This is a genomic window from Pseudoalteromonas luteoviolacea (assembly GCF_018100925.1).
In the GTDB taxonomy this organism is placed as follows: domain Bacteria; phylum Pseudomonadota; class Gammaproteobacteria; order Enterobacterales; family Alteromonadaceae; genus Pseudoalteromonas; species Pseudoalteromonas obscura.
The window spans coordinates 26,413-45,752 of record NZ_JAGJEH010000011.1 but is presented as its reverse complement, the minus strand read 5'-3'; the positions used below and the strand labels follow the sequence as shown (position 1 = coordinate 45,752).

The window sequence follows — 19,340 nt, the reverse complement described above, 5'->3', positions numbered from 1 at the left end:
CGAAATAAGGGTGTCAGTAATTTGCTTTACTCTATGCTATTTAAAGATATTTTCCTAGTTGAGCCAGTCCATTCTTGTAGTGATTTTGTCAACAAATCAAAATTGATTGGCTTGCTCAAGTAGGCGTCCATACCTGCGGCTAGGCACTTTTCTTCATCGCCTTCCATTGCATTTGCGGTGAGTGCGATAATTATAGTGTCTTGATGCTGCTTACCACATTTTCCATGGCGTATTTCTTGGGTGGCTGTGTAACCATCCATTTCTGGCATTTGACAGTCCATTAGGATCACATCATAGGGTTGCTCTAGGCTTTGTAAATGCTCTATAGCAAGGCGGCCATTGGTTGCACACTGTGCCTTTATGCCTATTTTGGCAAGTAAGCTAAGTGCCACAGTTTGGTTGATTTTGTTATCTTCGACTAACAAAACAGAGCAATTGAGCTGCACATCTTGGTTTTCTGATTTGGCAGTAGGCCTTTTTTGCACCAGTGCCAGCGCGTTGGCAGGTGTGAGTGGTGCAAGTATGGTATTGCAGTCGTGAGCATGCGGCAATGCATCGAGTTCTTCAGGTGTGTGGCATAAAATGGCGTAGTTGAGTTGATGCTTTTTTATAAACGTAAACAAGGCTTGTGAAACCAACTCTGTACTGTGATTTAATACTGTGGCTGTGACGATAAGCGCGGGATGGGAGTTGCACTGTGATTCACAAAATTCAAGGGCATCAGGAATGGTTAAAAAGTGCTCTGTCGGAACTCGCCATGCATTGAGCATGTGCCGAGCACTCAGCTCTGTTTGAGCGTGCTGGTCTATTATAAGCAGGTAGTCACTGGTACTGTCTAACGCTTTTATGGGCTGTGCATCTTGCAGTTCAATATAAAAAGTAAAAGTGCTGCCAACACTGAGCTTACTATAAGCATGCAGCGCCCCGCCAAGTAATTCGCACAGCTGTTTGGCGATGGTTAGGCCTAGCCCAGTACCGCCAAATTTGCGAGTGGTGGAGGGATCAGCCTGTGTAAATGAGTCAAAGATTTTGTCGAGCTGTGCTTTGCTGATCCCAATGCCTGTATCTTCGATACTGCACCATAATCGCGTGTTTTGGTTACTTTGCTCGGTATAACAAGTTAGGGTGATCTTGCCATTTTCAGTGAATTTGATGGCATTACTGATCAAGTTGTTCAGTACTTGTTTTAATCTGTGTGGATCTGTTTTCGCAAATTGATATTGCATATTACGGCTGTCGAGAAACAGTTCGGTATGCTGCTCAATGGCTTTAGGGGCAAAGGCTGAAAAGCAGTCACTAATAATCTGAATTAAGTCACATTGCACCGTATCAATTGACATTTTTCCGGCTTCGATTTTTGAAAAATCGAGAATGTCGTTGATGATAGTTAATAAAGACTCCGCAGAGCTCTGGGCTAAGGTTAAATGGCGTCTTTGCCCGTCATTTAAGGTCGAACCACTCAAGATATTCAGCATACCGAGTATGCCATTCATTGGAGTACGAATTTCATGACTCATGCTGGCCAAAAAGGATGCTTTGACTTTGGCGGATTGCTCCGCCAATTCTTTTTCCATGATCGCCTTATGTTGTGCTTTTTGCTGCTGTTGACTACTAAACAGGCTTGCCAGCATGGCTGCAATGGCTTTCAAAAAGCGTTTATCACTTTGGGTCCATTGTGGATATGCGGTAGTAAACTCCGCTGTTAACGTGCCGTATAGCGTGTCTTTAAAAAATATGGGCACAAATACAATTGCATCTATTTCAAATGGCGAGAGATATTGCTCATTGATCACTCGGGTTACAGGGTGGCTTTTTGCCGCCCACGCTTCGATGATATTTTTATCGGCCAGAGCACTAAACAGCGCAGCCTGAGAGGTTTTTCGCCATGGAGGGTAGTGCTGTAAGCTGTCTTTTTTAGTATTACTAAAACAGACCGGGTAGAGGTGAGTTTGCTCCTCACTGAATAGCCAGATGCTGGCTCGGGATGCGTTGACACCCTGGCAGATTGTGTCAATACACAATTCTTGCGCTCTATCTAAGTGGTTGTTTAATATAGCTTCATGAGTGCTGAGCTGGGCCAAGAGCTCATTGTTTTTGGCGACTTTTTCATGCTCGACTTCCATGGTTTTACGCTGATGGATATTTTGAATTGAACCGTATACTTCGAGTGTTTTGCGACCCGAAGTTTTAGTTTGTGCTTTGATAAGTACCCAGCAAGGAGGTTTATCTTTAGGAACTACTAAAAACTCTCCTTGGAAACCCTGACCCTTCTTAATGGCTGTACTCATGGCATCTTGAAACTTCTTACGCTGTGCACCCTCTTTAAAAAACTCAGTACTGCCCATCCACGAGGGTTGGTAATGTGTTGGTACATTAAAAATTTGCTTGGTCACTGTGGACCAGTTGATGTGATGGTTACTCAATTCCACAGCCCATGCTCCAACTTCAGCTAAAGATCCCATACTGGTTAAGGAGTTGGCTTGATCTTCAAGCTGTTTTAGCAAGCGCGTAAAAAAGATAAAAGCGACAACAAATATTATCACGATAGTGAGCAATGCCAGTCGAAACGGCCACAGTGCAGAATCCTCTCCTGACCAACCAAACCTTGGTGCAGCATAGAGCAACCAAGAGCCAGAAGGCACATTTATCTCAAAGGATAGTGGATTGAGGTGTTGGATATCACTTGAGCCATAAAAATAGGCTCCTTGTTCTCCACGAGCGTGTTGTCCACGAATGGCAATTTGGTAGTTGTCTTCCAGTTCATTTAGTCGGGCGCTTTGATACAATTTTTGCATATCAATGACCACTGAGAGTAGCCCCCAAAACTGATCCTCGGAATTAAAAACGGGCACCCGTGCTATTAACGCTTCTCCGCCTTGGACAAGCTGAAGGGGGCCTGCTAATACGATTTCTCTGGTTTCCTGAGCTTTTAGCGCTTCAATTCGTTGAGTAGGGTGAGTGCGGTAGTTTAACCCGATTGCTTTTTCATTGCCCTCGAGTGGATAGACAAACTGTAAGATCATATCCGGTGCTGCGCCCAAATTGCGCAGTATGTCATCCGACTCGAATAAAGGGGATGCTATATTTGAAAATTTTTGTTGGCTGAGTTGCTCTTCATTGGCAAGAGCAATTGCAAGCCCACGCACTAATTGAATATTAGCTGCAAGCTGCCCCTCTATGCGGGTACGGTAGACATTGACTTGTTCATAAGTACGGTTTTTTTGTACTTCTATGAGGTGCTTATGGTTAACACGGTCAACATACCAACCCGTGGCGATGATCACCGTCAGTAGCATTAACACTCCAAGCTTGGATAATATTGCTTTCCTTGGCGGCACAACATTCTCAGTTTGCATGTTTTATCTGTCGGTTCCATGAATTATTTAACTATAGTTGTCTTGCCTAAAAGTCGCCAAATCAAACCTTGTTTAAACCAAGCTTAAATAAATTGCAAAAAAAGCGTCGTAAATTTAAAGCATCAAAAGTGTCTTTGAACGTGGTGAAATGAATTGCTATAACTGTGTTGGCGAATAGAGTAAGTTGCAACGGTGCGTATCACCCGCTTATTTGTAGAAAGGAAAGTATATGTTGAAATGGTTTAGGATTAGTGTCTCGGTCTTAGTTATAGGCATATTGACGCTTACAGCAGCAATATATGGGATACTCTCACTGAGTTTACCTGCTTTGGATGGTCATACTCAAAGCAGCAATTTGCAAGCAAACAGCAAACTGAGTCGGGATGCGCTAGGGCAGGCAGTGATCTATGCGCAAAATCGTCAAGATGCAGCGTATACGATGGGTTATGCGCATGGTCAGGATCGTTTCTTCCAGATGGACTTACTGCGTCGAAATGCCGCCGGTGAGTTGAGTGAGCTTTTTGGTGAAGGGGCTGTTTCACTTGATAAATCCCTTCGGTTTCATCAGTTCAGAAAGCGTAGTGAAGAGATTTTTGCAACTTTGAGCGCAGCGGAGCAAACCTTACTACAAGTTTACGCTCAAGGCGTCAATGATGGTCGACTGCAATCAGGCATGTCAAACTTCGAATATCTATTGCTTGGTGCTCAAGCCAAAGATTGGCGTCCTGCGGATTCCTTGTTAGTTATATTCAGTATGTATCTCGACTTACAGACTGCCACGTTCAAAAGAGATAAAACACTGATCCATATTGCTGAGCAGTTTGGCCAGCCTATGGTCGACTTTATTCTTCAGCCAAGTCAATTCCAAGCTGCACTGGATGGCAGCCAGTTGTCCACAGCGACAGTGCCGATCCCTGCTTTGACACCGTCAGTTAATGTTGCGAAAAATGTGACACACATTGAGGCAACTCCTGTTTACGGCAGTAATAATTGGGCTGTGACTGGGAGTTTTACTGAAACAGGTGCTGCGATGGTATCTGACGATATGCATCTTGGCCTTAATGTGCCGTCCATTTGGTATCGTGCTCAACTAAATTACCATGCTGACTCAGCTAAGCCTGTGACGGTAACAGGTGTCAGTTTACCTGGCGTGCCTGCCATTGTGGTTGGTAGCAATGAGCATATTGCATGGGGTTTTACCAATGGGTATTTGGATACAGCAGATTGGATTGAGCTATCAGAGCAAGATGAGGTGCAAACGGTACTTGAAGAGATCAAGCTGCCAAATGGTGAGGTGCGGACCTACTCGCTCCCTATGAGCCAATTTGGTCCAGTTAAGCAGTTCAACAATAAGCGTTATGCGCTGCAATGGGTTGCACATCAACCTTATGCTGTAAATCTGAACTTGCTAAAGTTGGAGCAAGTAGGATCAGTAGAACAAGCACTCAAGGTCGCAACTGATGTCGGGATCCCAGTACAAAACCTGATGGTAGTTGATAATCGGGGTAATGCGGCTTGGCAACCGATAGGCGCTTTGCCATCTCGAGTCTTTCCCAGTGATTTGGCTGTCCCATCTGTGCGAGCAGAATCATTGCTTTGGAAAGCGAATGAAGCGGTTCGTCCACAAGTGATCAATCCCGACAATGGCAAGCTATGGACTGCTAACTCACGAGTGATGTCGGCTATAGATCATCGCCGCTTTGGCGATGGAGGATACGCGTTGGGAGCGCGTGCAGTTCAAATTCGAGACCGATTGTTGGCAGCTGAACAATTTACTGAAACAGATTTCAATAAACTGCAACTAGACAATGAAGCGCGCTTTTTAATGCCATGGCATGACTTGTTGGTGAATACACTCACAAGTGCGTCAGGAAAAGAGCAAAATTACAAACAGGCGCTGGCCCATTTGGCTAATTGGCAAGCTTGCGCATGCACGGGTTCAGTCGGTTATACCCTAGTGAAGTTTTTTAGAAAGAGTGTGATCGATATTGTTTTTAGCCCCGTTGAGCAGTATCTGCAAGGCCAAGATGAAACACTGGCACATTTAGCGCGTTACTTTGAGCCAGCCTTGTGGCAGTTGATCCAAACACAGCCCCGTGCTTGGTTAGCGGGGCATCAAGATTGGCAGCACTTATTAGAAGCGGCATATTTACGTACTCATGCTAGGCTGCAAACTCAATTTGGCGCTGGAATGGCTAATTGGACATGGGGCGAGGTGAATACTTTGACCGTACAGCATCCATTTAGTCAGCAAATGCCATTTTTGAGCCGCTTTTTAGATATGCCCGCTGTTCCCGGATTTGGCGATAGTTTTATGCCTGCAGTTCAGGGAAAAAGTTTTGGTGCATCGCAGCGCTTTATCGCTCAGCCGGGTCATTTGGAAAATGCAGTAATGACGGTTGCAGGGGGACAAAGCGGTCACCCTCTTTCACCTTATTATCGCAAGGGCTTTGGTGCATATGCTGAAGGTCAATTGACACCTTTGTTGCCTGGCAGTATACAGCACACCATTGCGTTTTCGGCTCAGTAAAAAGTTATTGTAGAGAGTGTTGAACCGCATCTGAGTGGGCGCTGGTGGTGCGGTTTCGCCCTTTAGCTTTACTCATATATAACGCATCATCAGCGAGCTTGACGGCAACTCGAAACGGCAATGCAGGATGCCACTGTGCAATGCCAAAACTCATGGTGACAGGCAGGCGCTGATCATTAAACGCGTGCGTTGCAATGTCACGGCGCAAGCTTTCAATACGAGCTTGCGTTGTGGTTAAATCACAGTTGACGAGCACCAGTAAGAACTCTTCTCCTCCCCACCGTACCGCAATGTCTGAGTGTAATGTGTGTTGCTGTATTTTCGATGCAACTTCAATAAGAACCTCATCACCTATTTCATGACCATATTTATCATTAATGGTTTTAAAGTGATCAATATCGGCCATGATGACGGATAATTGCTGTGATGTTTCAATACTATTCTCTTGAGCATTGTTGATCAGTTCTTTAGCGTAGCGGCGGTTAAATAGGTTAGTCAGGGGGTCGATGGCGGCCATCTGGGCGAGTTGATAACGGTTTGAAAATGAAACCTCTCTAATATGGCCAATGGTATAAATATTGGGTAGGGCACAAATAAGCACATTGATAAAGTGAATATAAGGTGCAAATTCACTGAATAAAAAAGTGTTTTGTACCGTGTTGAACAGTTCAAAGAGCATGGCAAACGTAAGTATTAATAACAGAGCCAGCGCTGACGCAAATTTCAATTTGAGTTGATAATCAAGCAAGATAAGGCTGGCAATGGTCCAAAGATAATATTGAAACCCATAGTCCATGCCCAGTGTGGCACACACGAAAACGGAGTGCACTGTAACTTCAATGCAAAACAGTCTCAGGGCCAGAGGGGTTTGGTGCATGTATAACAGTTTGATCCCCACAGACCACGCAATCACACTGCCGACATTAACTGCGGCTAATACCCAAATATCACAGTACCAAAAGAAAACCAGCAACAGACTGTGAAGCGCCAAACAGTAATAAGCCAGCTGTTTGAACAAGCGGTTTTTTACCAGTTCGACAGTATCTGGCTGACTAAAGTAATGTTGACGTGTTGCCACCCCAACTCCATTTGTATTTCACCGTTACTACAGTATAGGAGAAGTATTACAAGCTGAAAACTTGCTGGGGAATAAGTGATGCGGTGAACAATATGCAGTGCAAATGAGGGCATCACAGTGCGATAATATCATCCGCCATTACTAAAACAGCCGCGAGTGCGATTAAACTGAGCCCCAGCGTATCGCGCTTTTTGGGCGGAGACTTGAGCCAATAAGTTGCGATTAACATAGTAAAAAACACTTCGATTTGGCCTAAGGTTTTAACATAGGCGACGTGCTGCAAACTCATGGCGCTGAACCAACCGATAGAGCCAATGCAGCTGGTAGTGCTGATCAACAACACGATTGGGAGATGTGCTCTGAACGATTTCCAAATTTGAGGTTCTGTAAGCCAGGCATACCCACTTAATAAGAGAGTTTGGCAACAGAGCACAGAGAGTAAAACCCAGCCAGCACTATGTGGAAAAGGTAGCGCCAAGGTCAGCGCGGCTTCTCGCACCCACAGCGATGTTAATGCAAAGCAGGTGCCGCATAAGATACCAATTGCTGCGGTTTTAAAGTTGAGCTGTTTAAAGCTGAATCCGCTGAGTAGGAAAACTGCAATCCCACCGATCAGCACGCCAATCCAGCCTAAGAATGTCAAAGCCGAACCAAAAAATAACATACCGAGTATCGCCGCCATTAAGGCTTCACTTTTTGCTAATCCTGCACCCGTTGCAAAGTTCTTTTGTTTAAATAGCACTACCATGAGCGCAGTCGCGATGATCTGCATGATGCTGGCGCCTAGGATATAGATTAATAAGGTATGTGAGAACTGTGGTGTTGGAGCAGGATCAAAGTAGTAAAGGAAATATAAGTAGAGTCCAGCCAATGGTGTGGCAAAAATAAATCTAGCCAGAGTCACTGCGTTGACGCTGGCTTGTTTGCTGAGGCGACTTTGTAGCGCATTACGCCAAGCTTGGCTAAATGCGGCGAGACAAGTAAATAAAAACCACCCCATGATTTGCTCCTTTGTTTAAAACTGCGTTGTTAAAATACAACTGTTATGTATTGTTTCATAATGAATTTTTGTGATATTGGCTATTTCTAAATGTGACTAGACAGCACTGCGACAATCTGTCGCAGTGCGCTTTGCAATCTGGGTGCATATACTGATTGCCGATGTTACTCATAAAGCCACTGGGATGTGATTGGGTGGCTTTATTTCTTCCAAATACACTCTATTGGTTGGAATGATTTCATTTCTTGATAAATTGCGCTTAAATAGTGGCCAATTGTTTATCAAGGAGTATTTATGAGTGTCATCATTGTGTGTGCACTGATCGGTGTACTACTACCCTATTTAGCAAAAGTCCCCATTATCATTGCCGCAGGTAAAGAAGGTGGCTACGACAATAAGCAGCCAAGAACACAACAAAGCAAATTGTCTGGTCTTGGCGCCCGCGCTGTTGCAGCGCACTACAACTGTTTTGAATCACTGATTGTATTTGGTCTTGCAATCGCAATTGTGCTCGCAACTGAGACTACTGGCACATTAATTCAAGGTCTTGCAATTACTCATATTGTGGCAAGGTGCTTGTATTGTGTATTTTATTGGCGTGATTTAGACATGTTGCGCTCATTGAGCTGGCTGGTGGGCATTGCCTGTCCCATAGGTATGATTGCGCTGTGTTTATAGCCTGAAGAGCGCTACACGGATAATACTAACGCCGCGATATCGATCTGACAATATTGTCCCTCTGGCACAGTCATTGGATCGAGCATGAGGTTGGCAATACGCACGCGGTACAAGTCCATCACTTGTCGGCCACAGTGTTTTGCCATTTTCCTGATTTGGCGGTTGAGACCCTGTTTTAGCACAATCTTAAATGTTCGTTCATCGATTTGAACCACCGTGCATGGCAGGGTAGTTTGCCCGTCGACCGGCACACCTTTTGCCAGCGTTTCACAAAAGGTACCATCAATGGGTTTATCAACTTTGACTATATATTCTTTTTCCTGATGTTTATCTGGGTGGATCAACGCGTGACATAACTCGCCGTCATTGGTGAGCAATAATAGGCCTCGGCTATCTTTATCGAGCCTACCTACTGGATAAACACGGGGGCCCTTTGGCAGGTGATGGAGCAGGCTACTAGGGTCTTGTTCACTTAACTTACAGTCTATGCCAACTGGTTTGTGATAAAGATAAAGTAACTTGGGGGCCAGTCCTACGACTTTTTGTCCATTGACCCAGATATCATCTTGTTCTGTGACATGGTCGATATGGTTCGCTGCGCGGCCATTTACTTGCACTTGCCCTAATTCAATTAATCTAGATGCCTGTCGCCTTGAACAAACTCCACAATGACTGAGGAACTTAGCTAGACGCATAGGAGCAATATGGGAGTTTTCAGACATTTACGAGGAGCCACAATCAGGATTAGAGAAGGGCAAATTATATCAAATCTCAATCGTTATGTATCTGCTATAAACCCCATCGGAATATGACGCGTATAACTCAATATTTGGAGGTCTGTTATGAAAATCACACTGGCGGCACTGGTAGACAAACCAATTATTGATAAGTTTATCATTAACTCACTCGATCAGGCACTGTACCAACTTAGCGTGTGCTTGGGTGATTCCGAATATATTGTTGTCGACGCACAGGGCAAAGGAATTAAAGCGCATAACCCGCTGGCACTGCAAAAGCTCGTCCAGCACCTGCCATATCAAAAAATGATGTTACGCCAGCAAAGCGCCTATGACGAGATGATAGGTCAGCCAGTACGTCAAAGCAGTAACCTACTTGAAGTTCCCTTTGGTGACAACAAGTTATACTAGCTAAATGTTGACATTGTGTTTGATTCTACTGATCTTGATATCTTTATTGTGCGGTTATTATCAATTTTTTAAATTGTGTCATAGTGGTTAAACTACAAGTAATACAAGGCCCTCATAAGGTTTGCATGAAATTTTATTGTGTGAAAAATTACTTTTCTTAAAAAAATTCACACTTTATTAAAACAATCATATATATTGGAGTTACACTTAATGTAACTTGGGTTAAATTGGTGTTACTGGTTGTGGAGATCAATAAATTACAGAGACAATTGAGTCAATGTGGTGATCTCGTACGAGTAGGTGGACCGCATGAACGTGGTCATCAGGTCCCAGCTCGTGCGATTTCGAGAACAAAGACATTACTTTCGTTGGGTGCAAATGACAATTGGCGCTTTGATAAAGCATTTCAGGCACTCAATCCTGAATGCCAGATAATTGGTGTCGATCACAAGCTCAGCTTATCATCGGTGCTCAGTGAGGCTTTTGGCAGTGGTGTTAAGTCATTGCGCAGTGCACTGTCAGGCAAGCTAAAACAAAGCAAGCGTCATGCAGACTCACTGCTTAATCAAATCTTACTTTATACGTTTTACAGCAGTAGTAATCGGTTGCTACGCCGTCGTGTTAGCACACAAACCAATGAAGTGGATATCAGTTTAGAAACCTTAATTGCTGTCTATGGCACGATAGATGACAATGCCACTATGTTGAATATTAGTATGTCCTGCGACGAATATCATTTAGTTGATGATATCATTGCACTGGAAAGCATGCTCAGTGTGGTGACGATCGAGCTGTCGCCAATACCACAATGTATTAAGCAAGTAGAAGCATTCATTGCGCGTATGTCAGAGAGCTTTGATATTGTTTATGTGTCTAGCAATGGAGTTGATGTTGATAAAGCGGCATCCATAGACTGTTTGGCAGCGCCGCTTGAACTGACATTTATGAATAAAAGGTTATCTGCGTCTAGTGCGGCATAATTCATCGTAAATTATCTTGGTTTTAAAATCAGTTCGGCTCGCTGTTGATCTATTTCAAATTCAAAATGACGCAAGAAATTCATGCCAAGTAACCCAGGCCCGTAATGGGATTGCTCCATTACCCCAAATTCAAAAGGGGTTTTTTGCTTGCTACCAATCTGTATCCCCGTACTCATATAAAAAGGAACTTCAGTTATACCGTTAGCCGTGCTCACACGACGAGAGTTTAAATAGTTTACGTCATATGCGAGTTGTTCGAATTGGGCGGCTGTCAGTGCCGTAATACTAGCCCCCGTATCAATCATTAAAGAAATTTCTTGCCCTGCTATTTGCGCTTTTAAAACATAGTGCTCACCACGGCGTTCCAATGGAATTCGCTCGACTTGCTGTGTGACGTTTTCAAGCACATCTTTAAGTGGTGCAATCGCTTTATGGCGTTGCTGTTGAGCACTGAGCTGCGAGAGCAATAACTCTGCCTCTACTGGGTTATTGAGCGCTAAGTGTGCTTCGATAATGGCGGCAATGATAGGGAGGTTATTAGGCTGCTCACTGAGCCATATTTGCCCTTGTGCGATTATTTCATGCCAATCGCTGTGTTCTTTGAGGTGGTTGAGACGTTGCGCGATCAAAGCTGCAATGATGTCCTGTAAATGTTGATATTCAGGGTAAAGGTGCAACAGCTTGATATAGCGATAAATCGCTTCATTTTGCTCTCCTTGCGCAAGATATACATCTGCTTCTAATTTAAGCGCTGCAAAGTCTTGGGGGACTACTGCTAGAATGCGTTGTACAAACATTAAGATACTGGCAAGTTGCTGCTCACTTTTGAGTTTTAAATCTCTGCGTAGCTCAGTTAGCCATGCATGTACTGTGTTCAGGTGCTGAGTTGGATTTGTACTGTCGTGCCACAGGCGCGCTGCGGTGAGTAAATCGCCCGCTTTAAAGGCTTGAGCTGCTAGCTCTAAGGGGGATTCTTTTTTGACTAGTTGGACGTCAGTGTGCGGAACATCGGACATAGAATCCATATTGATACTCTGCGGTAGCGGCTCAGCGTGGGAGAGCATACTTTTTAGCAGCGAGTGTGGCCGTTGCCATTCTAGGTAGACATTGAGAGACAGGGAACAGACAAGTAATAGTCGAATAAAGTATCGCATAATTGAACGTCCCCAATGTTGCTTTAATGGCTGTGCTGACTCAGCACTTTGGCTATTGCCGTGGCAAAATCGCGATGATGTTTTATACCCATTGTGTGCAACCTAGTGTCTTGTAATGCACAGTTGTATGGCCTTGTCGCTGTTTGCGATGGCTCTGGTAGCGCGACTAAGCCTTGTGTGTCAAGCGCTAGTGCCTTGGCAATCTCTACTGCCATGGCGTATTTGGTCATCAGCTGGTTGTTTGAGATATGGAAAGTACCACATTGTTTGTCGCGAGGTTGTGCTAATAAGTCGTTGAGTGTAAGTGCGATATCCTCAACATGTGTTGGGTAACGTATTGCCCAATCATCATGTGCGCTATTGCGGTCTTTTATGACTTGCTCAGCAATGATTGTAACGGCTGACTCTGCTAAATATTCTACGTCACCATAGAGTACGGGGACTCTCACTACTGTATGTTCAGGGCAAGCTGCCAATACCGCAAGTTCAGCGTGCGCTTTGCTTTGGCCGTAAAAATTAACTGGCGAAGTTGCATCATTTTCTGTGTATGGGGCTGATTGACCGTCAAACACGTAATCTGTGCTGATCAAGACAAATTGGATGTGTCTTTTTTTGCATTGGCTCGCTAAAAATTCTGCCGCCTGGACATTTAAAGCCATGGTTGCTTGGTGGTCATTTTCACAAATGTCAGGTTTGCGTTCAGCTGCGGCGTGCACCAACACCTCAGGTTGGTGTGTATCTAAAAAGGCTGTAATGGCTGTTTGGTCGTGTAAATCCAGTTGCTCAATTGGCGGAGCGGCTCTGCGAAAACCGGTACCAATGACAGTATTTGACTGTGACAACACCTTCACCAATGCACGTCCGAGTAGCCCCGTTGCGCCTGTAACGACGATTTTTTTCATGGTTGATTCATCTCCTAAAACACCTGTTTATCTTAACCTTAGAACTTGGTGTAAAAAAAGGGAAATGTGGAGAAATAACATAGCTGCGTAATCAGTGGCACGCAGCGTTCAGAGATGCAACACGCGTTTGGGTTGCATCTCTATGAACTGATTATGCAGGTTGTTGCTGGGTTTGCCCTTCCCAAATCTTAGCTCTGAAGCTAAATAGCAGAATAAGAATACCCACACCGATACCAAATAAGCTGATCTGCAAATATAGATTTGGAATTTGATCGACTTGTTCAGGATCGAAGTTGCCCGCAAGTAGGCCTGAAATAATATTCCCGATAGAATAAGTAAGTACAAATATCCCCATCATTTGACCGGCAAAACGCTTAGGTGACAGCTTGCTGACCGCACTGAGTGCCACTGGACTAAGGCATAACTCACCAACAGTGTGTAAAAAGTAAGTAGTGATCAACCACATGGGCGCTACTTTTAAGCCCTGTGCTGCATACTGTGAGGCAAAGAACATGACAATAAAGCCGCTCGCCATAATCACCAGACCAATAGCACATTTTAAGCTGTATGATGGTGTGATCATGCGTTTAGCTAAGTTTATCCAGAGGGCTGCAAAGAAAGGGGATAAAATAATAATGAAGAATGAATTAGATGATTGGAACCAAGCTGTTGGTAAGGTGAAGCCCGCAATGACACGATCAGTATAGTCTTGTGCAAACAGATTTAACGATGAACCAGCTTGTTCAAAACCAGACCAAAAACAAGCTGAGGCGACACAGACTAAAAACAGCGCCCATAGTTTTTTCTTTTCATCTGCATTTAAGTTGCCAGCAAAATAGATATAGGCATAGTAACCGAGAAAAATTACCGTAAACGCTACAGCAACATATTGAGCTAACACCACAGGGTTGATTACTATGCTGCCTGCGTAAGTGAGTCCGACAATCGCACCTGTCGCGGCGAGTATTGCACCAATAGCAAACCAAGCTTTTTTGCTGCCTGCTGGTGTCAATGGGTTACTGGGCTTATCGCCAACACCTTGGATGTTGCCCAAGGTGAAACGGTATTGCACTAGGCCGATGGCCATACCTACAGCGGCTGCACCAAATGCCCAGTGCCAACCAACATTTTCCATAAAATAGCCGCATACCATGTAGCCGATCACCGAACCAATGTTGATCCCCATATAGTAAATGGCATAGCCACTGTCGCGACGCACATCTTCACTACTGTACAGTTGACCAACCATCGCACTGATGTTGGGTTTGAGCAGGCCTGTGCCCATTGCGACTAAAATTAAGCCAATGAAAAAAGTACTTTGGGCGGGGATGGCAAGCACAATATGACCTAACATGATAATAATGCCGCCATACCAGACGGTGCGCTGTCCACCTAGCAACCGATCGGCTATCCAGCCACCTGGCAATCCGAGGAAGTAAACCGCACCGGTGTACAGGCCATAAATGGCTGTTGCGGTAGCGACAGTAAAGGCTAAGCCCTCTTCTTGGAGGCTGGCAGTCATAAATAATACCAGCAGTGCGCGCATACCGTAGTAACTCATACGCTCCCACATTTCAGTGAAAAAGAGGGTGGAAAGGCCTTGTGGGTGACCAAAAAAGCCCGTGTCTAACTTGTTGTCTGATGACTCAGCAGCAGCTGCTTCGTGAGATGACATAATGACTTCCGATTCTATGATTTTTATATTTGAAAGCCAATATTAGTACGTTATCTGTACATTGAATGCAACTTTAGCAGACTAATTGCGCATTGACAGTGCGCAAAAAGGACGCAACTCGAGTCCAATTAAGTCGTGGGTTTGGTGTCTAACACAGTGTACTAAGCTGGTGGATATCACAGATTTCAATGTCTGCAAGGCCTTGATATTTATAGTTAACACCTTGGTTGTTTAACCAGATGCTATGGCATCCTGCGAGGTTGGCGCCTTGTACGTCGGTATCTAAACTATCGCCTATGTGCAAAATTTGCTGCGGCTGTACATTTAAATCCTGACATGCGCGTCTAAACAGATCTTCAGCGGGCTTTGCTTGGCCATCTGGCCCTGCTAAATACACGCGCTCGAATACCCCTGATAAATTGAATTTGTCGACTTCCACATTGCCGTTAGTAATGGCGATCAAAGTGTACTTTTGTGCAAGTTTATCCAATAGAGTTAAAACTGATGTGGCGACGGTAATTTGGCTACGAGCATCAGCAAACGCTTGATATGCCAACTGGGTATGTCGCTCAATTTCCTCTTGTGTTAGGTCAAGTTGCGACAGGCCATACTCTAGAGCAACTTTCCTCCATTGCGTGACATCACTTTGCAAGTGTGGCTGTGTGTTACCTATGTACTGTCGACACGCCAGCCAATAGTCGCCTTCTTGGGCAGCCCACTGCGGGATAGATTGTAAATAAGTTTGCATAGCGCCAATGGCACCCAAAATAATAGGGTGGTTGTTATAAAGGGTGTCGTCTAGGTCAAAGCTCAAAACTTTGATGGGAGAAATCGCTCGATTAAATCGCATTGTGATCTTTAGTTTGGGCAACAATGAGTTCATTGTATGCCAAAGCCCTGTTATGGTGAAGTCAGCGGTGTGGGTAGGTTAGGGTTTCTTTTGCTTAGCACGCGGGTGAGATTGGTCATAGACCTTAGCTAGGTGCTGAAAATCTACATGCGTATATACTTGGGTAGCAGATAGGCTGCTGTGGCCGAGCATCTCTTGGATACCGCGTAGATCACCACTTGACTCCAACAGATGGCTGGCAAATGAGTGGCGTAATTTATGGGGGTGCACATTTGCACTAATGCCTTGCTTTATGCCCCACTCCTTCATTCTTGCGCGCACATGGCGAGTCGAAATACGAGTCTTACGTTTGCTGACGAACATCGCAATCTCACCATCAAGTGCAAATAATGGCCGTACCTGTAACCAAGCAGCAATGGCATCGAGGGCTTTACTACCTACAGGCACTACCCTTTCTTTGCTACCTTTACCCAATACGCGAATTTCACCTTCTCGGATATCCTGAACATTGGTATTGACCAGTTCGCTGATCCGCAAGCCACTAGAGTACATTAATTCCATCATGGCTTTGTCACGAACAGCGAGTGCATCTTCGTCATCAATATCCAAAAGCTGCATCATCTGGTCGACATCAAGGTTTTTAGGTAGGGGTTTTTGAAACTTCGGTCCTTTCTGACCTGCGGCTGGATCATGTAAATTATATCCAGTTACTTGTTTGGTTTTTAAAAATTTATATAAACTGCGGATACAACTGAGCTTCAAATTGATGCTGCGTGGGTTGTATTGCTTGGCACGCAAATGCATTGAAAAGCGACGGATCAAGTCGCTACTGACACTCAACCAGCTCTGACAGTGTGGCGAAAAAAACTGTGCAGCCAGTCTCAATTGGGTTTGGTACTGTGTCAATGTATGAGGTGAGTACTGTTTTTCGTAGCGCAGATAGGCCATAAACTCCTCAATGGGTTTTTGCCAAATTGCGCTGAGCGAGTGCTCGCTCATGCCAGCTCCTTGAGCCTCATTTGTAACGATGACACCAGTTCATTGACGAACAAGTTTCCATTGTCTGGTGAAAAGTGGTCAGCACAGTCACTGGCAAAAGCCAAAATGGCGGTCGGTTTGTCACTGGGGCCTAATAAATAAAGCGCCACAGACTGGCATGCAAAGCCGCTAAACAAGAGTTTCTGTTCTTGTAGGTCTAATCGTCCTAAGTAGCGAGCGAGCTTGTTGAATCGCCGGGTCACCAGCTCTTCCAGTGTCACATCATAAGGGATGAGTTGACAGACCGAAATCTTAGGAGATTGCGACAAAGTATCTGCCAAAATATCAGCTAACTCTTGAAAGTTATTGCAATACCACAGAGCGCGCTGACAGTCACTGAACAGCTTAAAAATCAGTTCATTTTCGCGCGCTGAATCGACCATAGAATCGATTTGCTTTTTGAGCTTAGTATTTTCATCGCGCAGCACGCGCTGTTGCATTAAAGCAAGGTTGGGCGCGCCATGGTGCTGCACATGTAGATTCATATCAAGCAGCAGATAGGGGTGCTCTAACAAAAAGTTGGGGTTTTTCTGCAAAAATGCCATGACATCATGGGCTGACATAGGATCTTGGTTATGGCTCATATTGCTACCTGTCCATCAAATACATGTTCAGCGGGCCCAGTCATTTTGACTGGTTTGTTTCCGCCATTCCAGCGTACTTGCAATGTCCCTCCTGGCAAATCGACGCGTACTGTATCTGCTAGTTTGCCTTGTTTGATACCAACTACAACAGCACCACACGCACCACTGCCACATGCCAGTGTTTCGTTAGCGCCGCGCTCCCAGACACGAAGCTTGATATGTTCTCGGTTAATGATCTGCATAAAGCCTACATTGGTGCGCTTTGGAAAGCGTTCATGATGTTCAATCATGGGACCCAAGGTATCTACGTCGGCAGTATCAATATCATCAACTTCAATTACACAGTGTGGGTTGCCCATAGAGACCACTCCACAAAAAATTGTGTGCTCCTGTGCTCTAAGTACATAGGTTAGCTCACTTTGCTGTGCTTTAAAGGGAATGTCTTGAGGTACAAACTGGGGTGTACCCATATTAACCGTGACTTGGCCGTCTTTTTCGGTGTAGAGGGTGATGTCTCCACCTTTGGTTGAAACACTGACTTTGTGTTTATTGGTCAACCCTTTCATGCGTATAAAGCGGGCAAAGCAGCGAGCGCCGTTACCGCATTGCTCAACCTCTGTGCCATCGGCATTGAAAATACGATAGTGAAAATCTAAATCAGGGGAATAAGGCGGTTCAACAAGGAGTAATTGGTCGAATCCAATGCCAAAGTGTCGATCTGCGAGCTTTTTTATTTGATCACGTGACAAGAAAACGTTTTGTGTGACGTTATCGATCACGACAAAGTCATTTCCTAGGCCATGCATTTTTGAAAAATTTACAAACATATTACCTTACTATTCTAGCCGCTGAGTGCGATGCATCATCGCTGTTATTATTCTGAAAGTAATGTTTCGCCTTGCCACAAAGACTCAAGCGTCTCTCTTGCTCTGATCACTTGTGCGCGATCACCATCTACCATTATTTCAGCCACACGTGGACGCGAGTTATAGTTTGAGCTCATGGTAAAACCATAAGCGCCCGCGCTGCGTTGAGCAAGTAAGTCACCTGGTAAAATGGCCAGTGTGCGATCTTTACCGATAAAATCTCCAGTTTCACACACAGGCCCAACGACATCGTAGTTGTGTTCCGGTGTGCCATCATTTCTTGGGGTCACGGCGATGATTTCCTGCCAAGCTTGATACAGTGAAGGGCGTAACATATCGTTCATCCCCGCATCTACAATAGCAAAGTGCTTATCTGCGGTCGGTTTTAAATACTCTACTTTAGTAACTAACAAACCTGCATTAGCAGCAATGGCACGTCCAGGTTCAAAGATTAATTCGAGGCTACTGTAAGACTCAAGGCGAGCGATGACCTGCGCGGCATACGCGCTTGGATGTGGCGGCTTTTCACCATCGTAAGGTACACCTAATCCACCGCCGATATCTAAATGTTTGAGTTCTATACCCGCTGATTTCAAGGTATCTATCAGTGCAAGAACCTTGTCCAAGGCGGCTAAAAATGGCTCAACCTCAGTTAATTGTGAGCCAATGTGGAAGTCCACACCGACAACTTGAATACCGGGTAGGGCACAGGCAAGTTGATAGACGTCAAACGCTTGTTTGATATCAATACCAAATTTGTTTTCCTTTAATCCAGTTGAAATGTAAGGATGGGTTTTGGCATCAATATCAGGATTTACACGAATAGACACTGGCGCTTGCACTTGCATGCATGCAGCAATTTCTGAAATCCGTTCTAACTCGGCTTTAGATTCGACATTGAAGCACTTGATATTTTGCTCAAGTGCGTAAGTGATTTCATCTTGGGTTTTTGCGACACCAGAGAAGACCACTTTTTTCGGATCGCCACCGGCTTTTAATACGCGTGCTAGTTCACCTTTTGACACGATATCAAACCCTGCGCCCATCTTGGCCAGCACATTGAGGACTGCGATATTACTATTGGCTTTTACTGCGTAACATACCAAATGTTTGTGTTTGGCAGCGGCATCTGTAAACGCACGGTAGTGGCGCTCTAGGGTTTTGCGTGAATAGACATAACAAGGTGTCCCGTACTGCGCGGCAATATCTTTAACAGCGACTTGTTCGGCAAACAATTGATTGTCTTTGTACTGGAAAAAGTCCATTTAGTTATCCTTTTCGTCAGTGTTTTTGCTGTCTGGTGCTTTTTTCTGTGATGTTGAAGAGCGGTTCTTATCCGCGTCTTCAGGCAAATACAGTGGACCACGTTGCCCGCAAGCTGTTAACGTTAAGGTGCTAGTCAATGCTAGGGCAAGTAAGCTAAATTGAGTGTATGTCGCTTTCATTAGATTAATGATGTCAGTGCCTTTATAATCGCAGAGTAACAGAATTCGCGAAAAAA

17 protein-coding genes are annotated in these 19,340 nt (G+C 44.7%); 4 read left to right on the top strand and 13 right to left on the bottom strand.

Going from position 1 to position 19,340, the window contains the following annotated elements; all coding sequences use genetic code 11:
• Nucleotides 1-26: 26 nt before the first annotated feature.
• Entirely contained in the window at nt 27-3,296 is a 3,270-nt protein-coding gene (locus J8M00_RS21605; protein WP_247687507.1) for an ATP-binding protein, read from the bottom strand.
• 289 nt (nt 3,297-3,585) lie between these two features.
• Here J8M00_RS21605 and J8M00_RS21600 point away from each other — a divergent pair, with 289 nt between their 5' ends.
• Nucleotides 3,586-5,886 carry a penicillin acylase family protein gene (locus J8M00_RS21600; protein WP_211012546.1) on the top strand — a complete coding sequence of 767 codons (2,301 nt, stop codon included), beginning with the start codon at nt 3,586-3,588 and terminating at the stop codon, nt 5,884-5,886.
• Nucleotides 5,887-5,890: 4 nt separating this feature from the next.
• Here the strand turns inward: J8M00_RS21600 and J8M00_RS21595 are convergent, their stop codons facing one another.
• Nucleotides 5,891-6,964 (bottom strand): GGDEF domain-containing protein, encoded by a 1,074-nt coding sequence (locus J8M00_RS21595; RefSeq protein ID WP_211012545.1) that lies wholly within the window; start codon nt 6,962-6,964, stop codon nt 5,891-5,893.
• A gap of 112 nt (nt 6,965-7,076) precedes the next feature.
• On the bottom strand, nt 7,077-7,964 hold the full coding sequence (locus J8M00_RS21590; RefSeq protein ID WP_211012544.1) for a DMT family transporter: 888 nt from the start codon (nt 7,962-7,964) through the stop codon (nt 7,077-7,079).
• 294 nt (nt 7,965-8,258) lie between these two features.
• On the opposite strand from J8M00_RS21590, the gene J8M00_RS21585 reads away from it, so the two are divergent.
• On the top strand, nt 8,259-8,642 hold the full coding sequence (locus J8M00_RS21585; RefSeq protein ID WP_211012543.1) for an MAPEG family protein: 384 nt from the start codon (nt 8,259-8,261) through the stop codon (nt 8,640-8,642).
• 11 nt (nt 8,643-8,653) lie between these two features.
• Here the strand turns inward: J8M00_RS21585 and J8M00_RS21580 are convergent, their stop codons facing one another.
• Nucleotides 8,654-9,364 carry a pseudouridine synthase gene (locus J8M00_RS21580; RefSeq protein WP_247687506.1) on the bottom strand — a complete coding sequence of 237 codons (711 nt, stop codon included), beginning with the start codon at nt 9,362-9,364 and terminating at the stop codon, nt 8,654-8,656.
• A 120-nt stretch (nt 9,365-9,484) separates the two neighbouring features.
• Here J8M00_RS21580 and J8M00_RS21575 point away from each other — a divergent pair, with 120 nt between their 5' ends.
• On the top strand, nt 9,485-9,790 hold the full coding sequence (locus J8M00_RS21575) for a DUF6482 family protein (protein WP_211012542.1): 306 nt from the start codon (nt 9,485-9,487) through the stop codon (nt 9,788-9,790).
• 242 nt (nt 9,791-10,032) lie between these two features.
• The gene (locus J8M00_RS21570) at nt 10,033-10,770 is read left to right on the top strand and encodes a hypothetical protein (RefSeq protein WP_211012541.1); all 738 of its coding nucleotides are present in this window, start codon (nt 10,033-10,035) and stop codon (nt 10,768-10,770) included.
• 11 nt (nt 10,771-10,781) lie between these two features.
• Here the strand turns inward: J8M00_RS21570 and J8M00_RS21565 are convergent, their stop codons facing one another.
• From J8M00_RS21565 to lptM, 9 genes are all read right to left on the bottom strand, one after another.
• Nucleotides 10,782-11,924, bottom strand: a complete 1,143-nt coding sequence (locus J8M00_RS21565; protein ID WP_211012540.1) for a retropepsin-like aspartic protease — start codon at nt 11,922-11,924, stop codon at nt 10,782-10,784.
• Between the two features lie 23 nt (nt 11,925-11,947).
• Nucleotides 11,948-12,826 (bottom strand): dTDP-4-dehydrorhamnose reductase family protein, encoded by an 879-nt coding sequence (locus J8M00_RS21560; protein ID WP_211012539.1) that lies wholly within the window; start codon nt 12,824-12,826, stop codon nt 11,948-11,950.
• 151 nt (nt 12,827-12,977) lie between these two features.
• Nucleotides 12,978-14,501, bottom strand: a complete 1,524-nt coding sequence (locus tag J8M00_RS21555; protein ID WP_211012538.1) for a peptide MFS transporter — start codon at nt 14,499-14,501, stop codon at nt 12,978-12,980.
• Between the two features lie 148 nt (nt 14,502-14,649).
• Complete coding sequence (locus tag J8M00_RS21550; RefSeq protein ID WP_211012537.1) at nt 14,650-15,351, bottom strand: HAD-IA family hydrolase; 702 nt, start codon at nt 15,349-15,351, stop codon at nt 14,650-14,652.
• Nucleotides 15,352-15,429: 78 nt separating this feature from the next.
• A complete protein-coding gene (locus tag J8M00_RS21545; RefSeq protein WP_211012536.1) occupies nt 15,430-16,350 on the bottom strand; it encodes a tyrosine recombinase XerC in 921 nt (306 codons plus the stop codon).
• The gene (locus tag J8M00_RS21540; RefSeq protein WP_211012535.1) at nt 16,347-16,973 is read right to left on the bottom strand and encodes a DUF484 family protein; all 627 of its coding nucleotides are present in this window, start codon (nt 16,971-16,973) and stop codon (nt 16,347-16,349) included. The genes J8M00_RS21545 and J8M00_RS21540 overlap by 4 nt, the downstream gene beginning before the upstream one ends.
• Nucleotides 16,970-17,800 (bottom strand): diaminopimelate epimerase, encoded by an 831-nt coding sequence (gene dapF / locus J8M00_RS21535; RefSeq protein WP_211012534.1) that lies wholly within the window; start codon nt 17,798-17,800, stop codon nt 16,970-16,972. The genes J8M00_RS21540 and dapF overlap by 4 nt, the downstream gene beginning before the upstream one ends.
• 47 nt (nt 17,801-17,847) lie before the next feature.
• Entirely contained in the window at nt 17,848-19,104 is a 1,257-nt protein-coding gene (lysA, locus tag J8M00_RS21530) for a diaminopimelate decarboxylase (protein ID WP_211012533.1), read from the bottom strand.
• Nucleotides 19,105-19,284, bottom strand: coding sequence for an LPS translocon maturation chaperone LptM (lptM, locus tag J8M00_RS21525; protein WP_211012532.1), 180 nt, complete (start codon nt 19,282-19,284; stop codon nt 19,105-19,107).
• Nucleotides 19,285-19,340: the final 56 nt, after the last annotated feature.